The organism is Paenibacillus sp. An7 (assembly GCF_009870785.1).
Taxonomy (GTDB): domain Bacteria; phylum Bacillota; class Bacilli; order Paenibacillales; family Paenibacillaceae; genus Paenibacillus.
The window spans coordinates 63,628-75,727 of the sequence record NZ_WTWX01000018.1 but is presented as its reverse complement, the minus strand read 5'-3'; the positions used below and the strand labels follow the sequence as shown (position 1 = coordinate 75,727).

Sequence of the window (12,100 nt, the reverse complement as noted above, 5' to 3'; positions counted from 1 at the left end):
TTTGAAATCCATAATATGTTCTTTGCCAAAAATCTGTTCCCGCTTCTGTTTTAATCACAATTTCTCCATCTCTAATAGTATATTCTTTAGGCTCATGTACCCAGAATAAGTTATCTCTTTGAAATGTTAAATCCATATTGCTTCCTCCATAAATTCTAATTTATCTATTAGCTGAATTAGTAGCAGTATCAAATATAGGCAAACCGAAATTTAACCAACATATTTTTCTTATTCGACGTTGTATTCTCATATTCCTTGCCACGAGTCAATGCTTCCAAATAAGGAACAACGTCATTACAAACTACAATTTCACTAGACATTTTTCACACCCTCTTAGCTCCATGAGTCTGTCTGATATATGTGCCAGGCTTAATTTTAACGATCAAAGTTATTTTACAAGAGTAATCAAAAAATACTCTGGTGTAACCCCTCTGCAATATCGTAAAAGGGAGAAAGCTTTTAAACATTGCCCCCAAAAAAAGTTGCCTCTAAAGCCCGCTCACTCCGAGCTACCCGAGACAACTTTTTGACGTTTCATTTAGAAGTCATATTTTGATTAAACCATAGTGGGAAATTACAACTTCATTGCAGCTCAACTAATGGCCATTATTTTACCAGCATCTATGTTCTTGTGTCCCATGACACATCTGTACTTATTATACATTATGTTAAACTATCAGATTAAAAATGTACTTACAATTTCGACAAACTCTTTTGGATACTGAAATAAGGAACCATGTCCTGCATAGTCAAATATTTTCAATTTACTATCAGGAATTTGATTTGCCAGGTCATAAGAATTTTCTGTTGGAACCATACGATCATGATCTCCATTTATTATGAGTGTTGGATGAATGATTTTGGAGAGATCTACAGACTTCTCTTTTCCCCATTTATTGATTGCAATTAATCGATTTCTATACGCTCTTAAACTAATGCTTTTATCACGATGTTTTTTTCTTCTCTTTATTTGGTTTAGAAATTCCTTTGCTTTTTCTTTACCATTCTTTGTGTTAGGAAAAAACAGATAGGTCTTGACGTCTTTAAAGGTCAATGTAGCCCGGATAAGATCAAGATTAGTAATATAAGTGACATTGGAAATCCCTTTTCCTCCTCGAGGTCCTGTACCGACTAATACCAGCCTTCTAACTAAGCTTGGTTCCTTTAATATTAATTCTTGAGCTATCATACCTCCCATTGACAAAGCGATTAAATCAACCTTCAAAAGTCCTAATGATTTTATAAATGTAATTGTATCGTTTGCCGTTTGAGGGATGTTGTTAGGTACTTTACCATTGGATAGTCCTACGCCTGTGTTATCAAATGCGATGACCCAATGGTTTTTCGCAAAACCATCAATAACCCTAGGATCCCAATTATCAAGATTAGCTGAAAGATGTGTCAAAAAAATAATAGGGATTCCCTTTTTTTCTCCTAATTCTCTATACGCATAGCGTTTACCATTCCGATGCTGAATGAATAAGTTAGGTGCATCAACATAGGAATAATCAATTCCCATTGCTATTCCTCCTGCTTATTTTCAAAATTTGATAACCACTTTTCCTTTTGGATGTCCATTTGCGACTAAATTTAGCGCTTCATTAATGTTACAAATTGTAAATTCAGTAGGATCAATAGCGGGAACAATATTGTTTTCTTCAATAATTTTTGTAATCTTTTCTAGTTGCTTTCCATCAGCTCTTACGAAGATGAAGCGATACTCAACCCCTTGTTTCTTTGCTTTCTTATCAAATTTCGCGCCAACTAATCCAAAGAGGATTTGCTTCCACTTAGGAAGACCATGATTGATTGCAAACTGTTTGTTGGGTCCTGTACGAAGACTTAGTAAGCGACCACCTGGTTTGATAATGGATAACTCACGTTCAAATTCGTCGGCACCTAGCGTATCGATTACAAAATCAACGTTGTCTAGTATTTCCCAGTAATTTTCCTTTGTATAATCAATATATTGATCAGCGTCCGCATTCAGTGTTCTCTCTCTAGCGGAAGGACTACCAGATACAATAACTTTTAATCCCATTGCTTTAGCTATAGGAACAGCCATTTGACCAAAACTTCCGGATCCTCCTGGTATGAAGATGGTTTGGCCCTCTTTTACCTCCAACTCTTCTATTAAGCCTTGATATGCCGTCAAACCAGTTAAAGGTACAGCCGCTCCAGTAATGAAATCTAAATTTTTTGGCAAATTCCATATCGCTCCAGCATCAACTGCAACATATTCTGCAAATGCCCCGATTTTTTCAATAGGGAGTCTCGTATAAATAGGATCTCCAACCTTAAAACCTTTTACATTCCCCCCTACTTTTTCAACTACGCCTGTTAGTTCGTTACCTAATACAAGAGGCATTTCATAGTCTTGAATGAGTTTTACACTTCCTGTAATATTTAAAATTTCTAGAGGATTTACTGCAGCAACTTTCACTTTTACTAATACTTCATTATCTTTAATGCTTGGTATAGGAATATCCACCACCTGTGCTCTTATATTTTTTGAGTATTTTTGTATTTGAGCAGCTTTCATACTTCACGTCTCCTTTTAAAAAACCATCAACTATTACATTGATGGTTTTTTATCATTGTTTTTTTATTTAAAGCAGAGTTTTCACCATGTTTTTTTTGTGTATCCATTTATTTTTACTGCTAAGCCTCACCTGTTTTTATTCATTTAAGAACGGATAATCTGTATACCCTTCCTCTCCTCCAGCATAAATGGTATTTTTATCAGGCACATTTAGTGGCGTATCCAATTTCAATCGCACGACAAAATCTGGGTTGGCTATCATCCAAGTACCTACAGTCACAACGTCTGCAATTTCATTATCCAGATCTACCGTAAGTTGGTCTAAATAACGTCCTACTCGGTTAACAAGAAGCGCTTGCGACCAAAGTTGACGGATTTCTTGTAATAATGGTTCGTTTCCAAAGTGCATGATGTGGAGATATGCAAGGTTCAGTTTATCTAATTCTCTGATTAAATAGCGGTACATTTCAATGCTTGTTTCTCCTTCTTCTATTCCGTTAAGAGTCCCTTGAGGAGAGAAGCGTATACCCGTTCGTTCTGGACCAATCTCATTAACAACTGCTTTCGCTACTTCAATAGCAAATCGTGATCGATTTTCAATTGTTCCACCGTATACATCCTGACGCTGATTCGAATTTTCACTTAAGAACTGTTGAATGAGGTAACCGTTTGCTCCGTGGATTTCAACTCCATCTGCACCCGCTTCTATCGCTGCTCGTGCTGCCAAGCGAAACTCATTGATCACATCTTTTATTTCTTCTTCACTCAATGCTCTGGGTGTAGGAATCTCCTTCATCCCTTGAGCTGTAAATATTTCTACATTAGGCGCAATAGCCGACGGGGCAACAGCTTGACGGTGATGAGGCGTATTGTCAGGATGTGATACACGGCCTACATGCATTAGTTGAATAAATATTCGCCCTCCTTCGTTATGTACCTTGGATGTTACCTTTTTCCACCCTTCAATGTGTGCTTCTGCATAAATACCAGGCGTATTCGAATATCCCTGTCCATCCTCTGAGGGTTGAGTGCCTTCACTTATAATTAAACCGACAGATGCACGTTGACCGTAATACTCTGCTGCCAAATCACTGGGGGTACCGTCTGGCAACGCTCTACTTCTTGTCATGGGTGCCATTCCTATACGGTTTTTTAGTTCTATGTTTCCAATTCTGAGTGGTTCAAATAATTTGCTCATATAACTTCTCCTTTTAATCGTTGTCAAATGATTCACGAAATTTGAGGGTATAAGGCAGCTACTCCATTGGCTAATTCACTTTGAATGTTGCGGCTGACATCATCGGCAATAATTTCAAAACTACCAGATTCTATACCGTCAATCGCAATTTTTGCAATGTCAACAGGATTGGATTTAGGAACTTGTAAGCCAGATGTCATGTCTGTCTCCATATAGCCAACATGTAGTCCTGCTACTCTCACATTTTGAGAATATAGATTTAATCGAAGGTCATTTGTCAAAGCCCATTCTGCCGCCTTTGCAGCGGTATAAGCACCAGCTGTCCCGGCACTCACCCAAGATAATGCTGATAGAATATTAAGAATTGAGCCTCCACCGTTATTTGCTATCTTCGGTGCAAAAGCCCGGATTGTGGAAAGCGTTCCAAAGAAATGAGTGTTCATTTCCAAATGAATTTGATCAAGATCGCCTTCAAGTAAAGAAGCACCTGTGGAGGAGCCTGCATTGTTGATTAAGATCGTGACATCCTTAGCCATCTCTGCAGCTGCAACTACCTCTTGAGTATTCGTAATATCATCTTTATAGGTATTACACCAGGAATATTAATGGAGTCCGGATTTCTTGCTCCAGCATAAACCTTTGCCCCTCTGGATAAAAGTTCAAGTGTTAGATAGCGACCAAGACCTCGGTTCGCTCCAGTGACAAATGCTACTTGTTCAGATATTTTCATGTAATGTTGCTCCTTTTAAATGATTTGAGAGAAGGGAAATCTAAGTATATGAGAATGATCATTCTAGAAAATCTAAAATAAAAATCTCTTTAGTAAGAGAACGTAGCAAACTGATAATATGAGAACGATTATTCTAAAATGTGCATAAGAAGGAAGCTTCGCTAGGATTAGGAATTCCTCCTGTTGGAACAATCATTCTATTTAAGATGAACTATTTAGCAAAAAGGTTGATGGAGGTGTTGGCTATGCGATGTAGTTTATCTTTGGAAATGGACGTTCTTGCCATTACCCTCAACCCAATACATACTGCATGCAATTGTTCTGCCAGTTTTTCAGCATCATATTCTGAAGTAAATTCGCCATTTCGCTGCCCCCACAGAATAATATCCATAAACAGCTGCTCAGATAGTATAAACGATTCAGTAGCCTTCAAATCCACTTCCGAATCCCGCATTGCCAATTCCACAGCTGAATTCACCATTAAACAACCAGAAGGTGAATCCTCTTCACCATATATCATGAAATTAATAATTAACTGAAGAGCTTCGACTGCAGTCTCTGAACTTTTCATTACTCCTGAAAGTTCTGTGTTGATTTTAGTTCGAAACCGATCCATAGCTTTTAGAAACAACGTATGTTTATCGCCGAAAGTGTCATACAAACTTCTGCGATGAATTCCCATATGTTCGACTAAATCTGCCAAAGATGTCTTTTCATAACCTTGTTCCCAAAAGAGCTTCATTGCCTTTTCTAAGACTACGTTCTCTTCAAATTCTTTACTTCTTGCCATTTTTATTTCCTCCTCCTGAAGTAAATATAACATATTTAGAACGATCAGTAAAAAATTAAACCATAAAACGAAAAATAGAGCAGCTGCCAACCGGCAAACTGCTCCATGTTGTTTTTGCACTAACGTTTTCTCTTTAGCGTAGTAAAAGTCGTGTTATTGCAGTTGACTTCTATCTTCGCCACCTAACGGTTCAAACGCTGCTAAAAGCTTCTGTGCCATTATCTCGTCCCCATTGTAATAAAAGACCAGTATTCTGCCCATGTCATAAGATCCATTAGGAGGAACCGCACCAGCGGTTGGAAATGGGTCACTTTGTACTTCCCTTCTCTGGTTAATGGTAGGGAAAATGTATATCGTCAAGTTTCCTGGTTCGAGTTGATATAAGTGCCGCTCAGCGCCCTCTCTTTGCAGATCGTATGCACTACGGGATTCAGTTCTTTCTGCATATTGAATTTCTGCATTATCAAGGACAGATAACAAATCTTCTAATGATACATCTAACGATGCTTCTTTTGAACAACCTACTCCAGTGAAAATAATCGTGACGACGCAAATTGCAAGAATCATCTTTTTCATTTCCTTTTCCTCCCTTCTACACAAAGATGCAATTCTTTCCCCCTTATCATTCCTTTAACAGAAACTGACGGATATAGAATAATATTTGTTGCACTATCCTGCTGGTATTGTTAAAAAGGACTGCCGATGATGCTGGCAGCCTGATGATTGTACTATCGTTTTATCGTTACCGTAATGATTTAGTTTAACAAAATCATTTTATTGTATTTGCTATTTCAATTAATGTTTGGTAATCGTATAACGGTTCAAGATTGTTATTTTTTCCTGAAATAAGAGAGTAAGTTAAACCCTCATTTCTCCAATAGATGGCACTTACATGTTCGTTTCCTTGGTCCCATGTTTGCGAACCGTTCTCTAATTTAAGACCTTTTTTCCCATTCGGACGCGTATCAGCCTTTGAGTTTGTAATCATAATAATCAGGTTCAATCCTTCATCGGTATTTGCATACGTGATTTCTACTGCATCAAATTTACCATTGGCATCTAAAATCCTTGCTGATTTTTGAGTAACTTGGAAAGGAACTGACGGTTGTTTGATTCTAAACGGGATCTCAGCTACCGCCTCTTCAATTGAAATTTCAACTGGAGGACTTAGATCCAAATTATTGGTCGGTTGATTACTTTCCGCGTTTTGTAAGCAAGCAGACAATAAAAGAGGTATCATACATAGGAACAGCAACTTACTTATAGCTTTCATTTAATCACCTCTATATCAGAATAGTTACTTATATTAACGTTTCTATAGCTGGGAAGTTGCGTTACCCTTCCGGTTAGATTAATGGCGAAATAATCCAATCGTTCGGGCGGCTGCTTCCTATTAGCGTCAGAAAAATGCGGATTTACAACGTTAAGAAAAATGCGGATTTACAACGTTAAGAAAAATACAATTTAAAAGGCCCATTTTATCAGTAATAAATTGATAAAATGGGCTTTTTGGTTACTATAAGAATATAAAATAAGTGGATTTGACATCTTCTACACTAGTTAGTTCTTTAAAATATCCGACTCTTAGTGGCGCGTCCGGTACGATCTCAATCCATCCCTTAACCGCTGAGAATCCACGGCTCACAGTGATGAGGTAACACATGCAGGAAGTAGTATAAAATACCATTAAGTTAAGGGTATATGTTATACGGCTGTCGCTTCCCTTCTTTACTTCGTATAAGCACCTCAGCTGTAACCCGATCGATCCCTCGGGAGATGCGGAGTCTGGGAGCAAAAGTGATATGATAAATAGCGGACAAATTTAAAATCAGATGTACTGTTCTTTAAACCGGTTTTGTGCTTGATCCAAAGCTTCCATCAATAGAACCTATTGTAGGTTGTTGTGTCCATACGAGTATAGAGCAGCTTGCAGACCTGTAACATAACCTCCGGATGAACCTTGACTTAAAGTTGGCCAACCTTTGAATCCGGCAGCACATAAGTTGCCTAGATTTCTGGTCTAATTGTTGTTTATTCTCCCCAGTTCGAATGATTCACCTGGTGCCAATACACGGATGCGTTCCGGATTTACCACACGGCCCACAAGTGATTTGGGATCACCGTTAAATGCAGGAAGATCAGGAGCATTTATACTTCCCCAATGTGACAAAATTAGGTTAGTATCCGGGTAAGTATTCGCTAGTTTGATAGCATTATCCAACCCTATATGCCACGATTGGTCAGAAAAATCAAAGAGTATTGCATCAGGTATAGGCATGTTTAATTGTTCATCTAGCAGCCGGGAATCACCAATTATCCATATAGAACCATCTGGGGTACTAATATAAAAACCGCAAAAGTCTTCAAATTTAAAGATACGGTTTTGATTCTTCAGCTCATTCTGCCACGCATGGTCGGCGGGTGTTAATTTAACATGTATATGATTTATTTCAAAAGTGTCATAAATATCATGACCAATACCGCCATTTATCTGTTCTTCAGTCATTAATTCGGCAACATAATTTGTCGTATGATAAGTATCGCAGACCGCATTTAGCGATTTACATGTCTCACGACTAAAATGATCATTATCGCAATGAGTAATTAATATAGAATCCAGATGTGGAACATTGTCCGGAGTAATAGGCATATCAATTAACAAGGGCATATCAAAACCAATTAACACAGGATCGATCATAATGCATGTTCCGCGACTATTCATAAATAATCCTGAATTTCCTAACCAACGAATGATTGTGTTTTCTATTTTCTCAAAGGCTTCTTTTCCAAACGGTTGTGTTTTTGGTGCTACAGCTTGTGTTTTCAAGTATACCTACCTGCCTTTCTTGTTTTCCGAATGGTGTATAGAATTCTTTATATGAAATAGCCGGTAACAATTTCTAAACAACATACCAATAGTGAAAAATGAAATCGAACTGTGTATTTCATAACTTCACCTGACTGAGCGAACTTCTGTTCCTCTACAAGTGTCGATGAAATACCACGGTCTTTGTAACAACGGGTAAAGTTCATCCACTAGATAACGAATTGCCCATTCGATCCTTACACTAGATTGTTGTATTCATGGTCAAGGACCGGTTCGAACCAATCGGTCTGTCCTGGTGTAAGCGCAAGATGGACAAACCAACTATCTTTGGTTGCGCCATGCCAATGCTTGACGCCCGGCGGGATATTGACTACATCACCCGTTGTGAGTAATCGAGCCGGCGTTCCTTCTTCCTGATACCAGCCCTCTCCGCCCGTAACCAGTAGTACTTGTCCAACCTGGTGCGCGTGCCAGTTGTTGCGAGCTCCTGGTTCAAAAGTTACATTACCGATGGCGGTATTCAGGGGAGTCGGATCGGTGAATACCATCTGTAGGTAAGCATCCCCCACAAAGTTTTGTTCCACTTTTTGACCCAATGGAAAAATAGTGCTGCTGTTTAAGTGTTCATTTTTCATCGTTTTTTCCCTTCTTTCTGTTGACGGATTTAGGATTTTGGCATAATGTCATTGACACTTTGCAACGCGTTTAGCGTTCGTGGAAAGCCCATATAGGGCAAGCATTGCGTAATCGCGGCGATCAGGGTTTCTTTATCGTTGCCGACATTGTGGTTACCCTGTACATGTGCTTTTACCTGGCTTTCGCACCCGCCGAGACTGCTCAAGATGCACAGCGTCAACAGCTCCCGGGTTTTCAAGTCGAGACCTCCGCGGGTATAAAAGTCTCCAAAACAAAAGGACGAAAGATAGTCCTGGATATGGGATTGATTGGCCGGAGCATTTTTTCGGTTCTGCCGGATAACATCCCCGAAAATTTCAACCTGTGCGACAAGTCCTTTTTCAAACCGATCGTCTTCTTCCACATTGCGCTGATTCTCAATGGGTAATGCAATGTTCATCGTTTTAAAAACTTCATTGACCTCTGCGATCGCGTTAAGCGTTTTAGGAAACCCTATATACGGTGCACATTGGTAAACCGCCTCTTTGATTTCGACCGGCGTCAGTCCGACATTCAGCGCGGCGTGCACATGTGCACGGATCTGAGGCAACGTTTGGTTCGTGACTAGGACCACCAAGGTAATCAGCTCCCGTTGCTGATCATCCAGATTGCCTTGATGGAACACTTCACCAAAGATAAATGACTCAAGATGTCTTGAAGATCCGGATCGGTCGCGGATGCTGCTGAAACGGCGTCCCCAAATAGCTTTGTATACGTTTCTTGGCTTTTTTCAATTCGATTCATTATAATAAACCTCCTCTAAAGATGCATACACTTGAAATCAACCCACTTGTTTCCTGACAGCAATTAGCGATTATTTCAGAGAGGCAATCTTTTTCATGCGAGCTTTAACTGATATATGGTTTAGCTCATCGGTTTAAGATACTGCACTTCCTTTTTTTGATCCTTCCCTGAATGGGAAAATAGGATTTTTTAATTGAAACTCATAAGTAGATTCATCTACAATACCTACGATTTTATCGCTATCATAGAGGTCTAACATAAAACCTGCCATTTCTTTAGATGTATGAAACTTAGGAACTTGTCCTTCATACTGGAACTCATCTAAATCCAAAGAATGTTGTTCAAATTCTGTCTCCGTAACAGCAGGGGCTAGAACCTTAGCCTTCATTTTTGAGCCTTTACTTTTTAACTCTTGAGCAAGTCCTTCTGTAAACGCACTTACGTAGAATTTTGTTGCAGAATAAGTCACGAGATTGGATATCATAATATAGCCAGCTGCTGAAGAGACATTAATAAGCTGTGTACCTTCTACATTTTCATAATCTCTCACAAACAGTGAAGAAAGAATGGTTGTTGCTTCAATATTCAGATGTAGCATTGGTTTGATTTTATTTATATTTTGTTCTCCTACAGAAGCAAAGTCCCCAAAACCGGCATTGTTAATCCATGTTTCTAACTCGAAATTTTTTAGTGAGTCATAAAAAGTATGAGTATTTTCTGCTACTGATAAATCAACAGCTTTTACAATAACATCTAGATTATGATTTATCTTTGCTATTTCACGTTTTAATTCTTCTAACCTATCTGCTCTCCGGGCAGCCAATACTAGATTTTTTCCGCGTTCTGCAAAAGCTAAAGCAGTTGCGTATCCAATCCCTGAACTTGCTCCAGTGATAACTGTATATTTCACGACTATTCCTCCCTACACATGATTCCGGTCCTATCCTTACTTAATCATGTTTCATGTTAAATGCGCATTCAAGCTAACGGACTTATTCATTGTGCTGTTAATGCATCGGTTTCTCCCAAGAACCTCTGACCTCAACGCTGGTATCTTTGGCAGCTGTTTCAAGATCTCGAACATCCTGCGCTGACAGATTAACCTCGGCGGCTTTTATAGCATCCTCAATATGATTTGTTTTCGTAACGCCAATAATGGGGACGGTTCCTTTTGCAATGGACCAAGCGATTGCAATTTGTGCAGTGGACGCATTGTATTTGCTGCCGATGTCTCTCATGACGTGAATTAATCCTTCCAGCTTGAAGAGTACGTCGGCACTAAAGGCTTCCCCTCTTCTAGTGCCGCTCGGAAAAGGATGCTGCGCACTGTATTTGTCAGTCAAAGCCCCTTGCTCCAATACCATATAAGAAAAGAAGATAATACCGTTCTCCTTGCAGTAATCTATAATTCCTGCTTCTTCAGACGAACGATACAACAAGCTGTAGTGGTTTTGTACAGCTGAAATTGTCAGGCCTTCTTTAGCCAAAATGCTGGCTGCCGTTTTAATTTCCTCCAGATTATGATTTGAGACACCTACATATTTAACTTTTCCGCTTTTCATCAAAGGAATTAGTTTCGGTGTCCATCTTTTCACATCTTCCGGGTTATGTATCCAATACATATCCGCGTGGTCCACACCAAGCCGGTTTAAACTTCCATTCAACATTTCCTCCACAGCGTTATCGCTGTTCCCAGCAATTTGTGGAGTGAATTTCGTGGAGATCAGCACCTCTTTTCGTCCCTTGGTAAAGTTACCTAGAATCGTTTCTGAGGCCCCCATCCCATATACGGCCGCTGTATCCCAAAAATTGAATCCAGCTTCCATCGCCGCGTCAAATACTGGCTTCAAATCTGTCGCCGTCAAATAATTTCCGAAAACAGAATCCCCGCCGGCTCCTCCTCCAGTGCCCCACGACCATGTGCCCAGAGCAATTGAAGGAATATTATTATTTTGCAGTTTAAGACTTTTCATTTGTGTCACGCCTTTCCATAGGATTACCGCACAGCAAGCGGCTTAAGTTCAGGGTTTAGTACATAGGCCACGTAATCACGGGTGTTTTGTTCAAGCTCCTCGTCCGGCAGGTTCTGCATGACGCTATGCAAGATATAGGGTGTCAAATAACGTGTTCCAATCAAGCTGCTGGTTGCCTGAAAAGGTCGCAGTAACTCAGGAACGGTGTATTTAAAATTGCCGTTGTGCGAATAGTTTTCTTTAGCTGCGCCGGTAGAAACGGCAATCAGTAGTTCTTTTCCGTGCAGCTTATCGCCTTTGGTTCCATAAGCCCAGCCGTAGGTAAGGACAGCATCCTCCCATTTTTTCAACAATGAAGGGCTGCTATACCAATAGAAAGGAAATTGCAAAACAATGCGATCATGCTGCTCCAATAGCCTCTGCTCGGCAGCGACATCGATTATCTCATTGGGATAAGCCTCATAAACACGGTGAACGGTAACGCCAGTTTGCTTCTCCATTTTTTCTGCCAAGCGTCGATTCACACGAGAAGCAGCAATATTAGGGTGAAAAACAAGAACAAGTGTTTTCATCTTTTTTTCTCTCCATTCAAAGACAATATGTGTATATCTGAATTATATA

Annotated in this window: 17 protein-coding genes and 1 pseudogene; 1 reads left to right on the top strand and 17 read right to left on the bottom strand. The window is 39.5% G+C overall.

Features of this window, described 5'->3' with window-relative positions; genetic code table 11:
- Both GQY27_RS22015 and GQY27_RS21935 read right to left on the bottom strand, forming a co-directional pair.
- Window positions 1–136: DUF1349 domain-containing protein (locus GQY27_RS22015; protein WP_160036436.1), on the bottom strand; the 136-nt coding region annotated here is incomplete at its 3' end.
- Window positions 137–188: 52 nt separating this feature from the next.
- Entirely contained in the window at window positions 189–320 is a 132-nt protein-coding gene (locus GQY27_RS21935; protein WP_268893034.1) for a hypothetical protein, read from the bottom strand.
- A gap of 12 nt (window positions 321–332) precedes the next feature.
- On the opposite strand from GQY27_RS21935, the pseudogene GQY27_RS21810 reads away from it, so the two are divergent.
- Window positions 333–449: pseudogene (locus GQY27_RS21810) on the top strand (helix-turn-helix domain-containing protein); the annotation flags it as partial.
- 227 nt (window positions 450–676) lie between these two features.
- Here GQY27_RS21810 and GQY27_RS16935 read toward each other — a convergent pair.
- The 15 genes from GQY27_RS16935 to GQY27_RS16875 form a co-directional block, all read right to left on the bottom strand.
- Window positions 677–1,519, bottom strand: coding sequence for an alpha/beta fold hydrolase (locus GQY27_RS16935; RefSeq protein ID WP_160036435.1), 843 nt, complete (start codon window positions 1,517–1,519; stop codon window positions 677–679).
- A gap of 21 nt (window positions 1,520–1,540) precedes the next feature.
- Complete coding sequence (locus GQY27_RS16930; protein WP_160036434.1) at window positions 1,541–2,542, bottom strand: NADP-dependent oxidoreductase; 1,002 nt, start codon at window positions 2,540–2,542, stop codon at window positions 1,541–1,543.
- Window positions 2,543–2,678: 136 nt separating this feature from the next.
- Complete coding sequence (locus GQY27_RS16925; protein WP_160036433.1) at window positions 2,679–3,740, bottom strand: alkene reductase; 1,062 nt, start codon at window positions 3,738–3,740, stop codon at window positions 2,679–2,681.
- Window positions 3,741–3,772: 32 nt separating this feature from the next.
- On the bottom strand, window positions 3,773–4,276 hold the full coding sequence (locus tag GQY27_RS16920) for an SDR family NAD(P)-dependent oxidoreductase (protein ID WP_236570643.1): 504 nt from the start codon (window positions 4,274–4,276) through the stop codon (window positions 3,773–3,775).
- A 14-nt stretch (window positions 4,277–4,290) separates the two neighbouring features.
- Entirely contained in the window at window positions 4,291–4,470 is a 180-nt protein-coding gene (locus GQY27_RS21805) for a Rossmann-fold NAD(P)-binding domain-containing protein (RefSeq protein WP_236570642.1), read from the bottom strand.
- A gap of 211 nt (window positions 4,471–4,681) precedes the next feature.
- Window positions 4,682–5,260, bottom strand: coding sequence for a TetR/AcrR family transcriptional regulator (locus tag GQY27_RS16915; protein ID WP_160036432.1), 579 nt, complete (start codon window positions 5,258–5,260; stop codon window positions 4,682–4,684).
- A 153-nt stretch (window positions 5,261–5,413) separates the two neighbouring features.
- Window positions 5,414–5,836 carry a hypothetical protein gene (locus GQY27_RS16910; RefSeq protein ID WP_160036431.1) on the bottom strand — a complete coding sequence of 141 codons (423 nt, stop codon included), beginning with the start codon at window positions 5,834–5,836 and terminating at the stop codon, window positions 5,414–5,416.
- A gap of 193 nt (window positions 5,837–6,029) precedes the next feature.
- Window positions 6,030–6,533, bottom strand: a complete 504-nt coding sequence (locus GQY27_RS16905; RefSeq protein ID WP_160036430.1) for a hypothetical protein — start codon at window positions 6,531–6,533, stop codon at window positions 6,030–6,032.
- A gap of 747 nt (window positions 6,534–7,280) precedes the next feature.
- Window positions 7,281–8,087: an MBL fold metallo-hydrolase gene (locus GQY27_RS16900; protein ID WP_160036429.1), complete on the bottom strand. Its 807-nt coding sequence runs from the start codon at window positions 8,085–8,087 to the stop codon at window positions 7,281–7,283.
- Between the two features lie 236 nt (window positions 8,088–8,323).
- A complete protein-coding gene (locus GQY27_RS16895; RefSeq protein ID WP_160036428.1) occupies window positions 8,324–8,722 on the bottom strand; it encodes a cupin domain-containing protein in 399 nt (132 codons plus the stop codon).
- A gap of 29 nt (window positions 8,723–8,751) precedes the next feature.
- The gene (locus tag GQY27_RS16890) at window positions 8,752–9,387 is read right to left on the bottom strand and encodes a carboxymuconolactone decarboxylase family protein (RefSeq protein ID WP_236570641.1); all 636 of its coding nucleotides are present in this window, start codon (window positions 9,385–9,387) and stop codon (window positions 8,752–8,754) included.
- Window positions 9,345–9,506 (bottom strand): hypothetical protein, encoded by a 162-nt coding sequence (locus tag GQY27_RS21800; protein WP_236570640.1) that lies wholly within the window; start codon window positions 9,504–9,506, stop codon window positions 9,345–9,347. The genes GQY27_RS16890 and GQY27_RS21800 overlap by 43 nt, the downstream gene beginning before the upstream one ends.
- Before the next feature lie 133 nt (window positions 9,507–9,639).
- On the bottom strand, window positions 9,640–10,416 hold the full coding sequence (locus GQY27_RS16885; RefSeq protein WP_160036427.1) for an SDR family NAD(P)-dependent oxidoreductase: 777 nt from the start codon (window positions 10,414–10,416) through the stop codon (window positions 9,640–9,642).
- Window positions 10,417–10,513: 97 nt separating this feature from the next.
- Window positions 10,514–11,479, bottom strand: coding sequence for an aldo/keto reductase (locus GQY27_RS16880; RefSeq protein ID WP_160036426.1), 966 nt, complete (start codon window positions 11,477–11,479; stop codon window positions 10,514–10,516).
- Between the two features lie 23 nt (window positions 11,480–11,502).
- A complete protein-coding gene (locus GQY27_RS16875) occupies window positions 11,503–12,051 on the bottom strand; it encodes an NAD(P)H-dependent oxidoreductase (protein WP_160036425.1) in 549 nt (182 codons plus the stop codon).
- Between the last annotated feature and the right edge of the window lie 49 nt (window positions 12,052–12,100).

Excerpts from the sequence above, each read along its gene's own strand:
- GQY27_RS21935 (WP_268893034.1), bottom strand. The coding sequence starts at position 320 with ATGTCTAGTGAAATTGTAGTTTGTAATGACGTTGTTCCTTATTTGGAA.
- GQY27_RS16935 (WP_160036435.1), bottom strand. The coding sequence starts at position 1,519 with ATGGGAATTGATTATTCCTATGTTGATGCACCTAACTTATTCATTCAG.
- GQY27_RS16930 (WP_160036434.1), bottom strand. The coding sequence starts at position 2,542 with ATGAAAGCTGCTCAAATACAAAAATACTCAAAAAATATAAGAGCACAG.
- GQY27_RS16925 (WP_160036433.1), bottom strand. The coding sequence starts at position 3,740 with ATGAGCAAATTATTTGAACCACTCAGAATTGGAAACATAGAACTAAAA.
- GQY27_RS16920 (WP_236570643.1), bottom strand. The coding sequence starts at position 4,276 with ATGGCTAAGGATGTCACGATCTTAATCAACAATGCAGGCTCCTCCACA.
- GQY27_RS21805 (WP_236570642.1), bottom strand. The coding sequence starts at position 4,470 with ATGAAAATATCTGAACAAGTAGCATTTGTCACTGGAGCGAACCGAGGT.
- GQY27_RS16915 (WP_160036432.1), bottom strand. The coding sequence starts at position 5,260 with ATGGCAAGAAGTAAAGAATTTGAAGAGAACGTAGTCTTAGAAAAGGCA.
- GQY27_RS16910 (WP_160036431.1), bottom strand. The coding sequence starts at position 5,836 with ATGAAAAAGATGATTCTTGCAATTTGCGTCGTCACGATTATTTTCACT.
- GQY27_RS16905 (WP_160036430.1), bottom strand. The coding sequence starts at position 6,533 with ATGAAAGCTATAAGTAAGTTGCTGTTCCTATGTATGATACCTCTTTTA.
- GQY27_RS16895 (WP_160036428.1), bottom strand. The coding sequence starts at position 8,722 with ATGAAAAATGAACACTTAAACAGCAGCACTATTTTTCCATTGGGTCAA.
- GQY27_RS21800 (WP_236570640.1), bottom strand. The coding sequence starts at position 9,506 with ATGAATCGAATTGAAAAAAGCCAAGAAACGTATACAAAGCTATTTGGG.
- GQY27_RS16880 (WP_160036426.1), bottom strand. The coding sequence starts at position 11,479 with ATGAAAAGTCTTAAACTGCAAAATAATAATATTCCTTCAATTGCTCTG.
- GQY27_RS16875 (WP_160036425.1), bottom strand. The coding sequence starts at position 12,051 with ATGAAAACACTTGTTCTTGTTTTTCACCCTAATATTGCTGCTTCTCGT.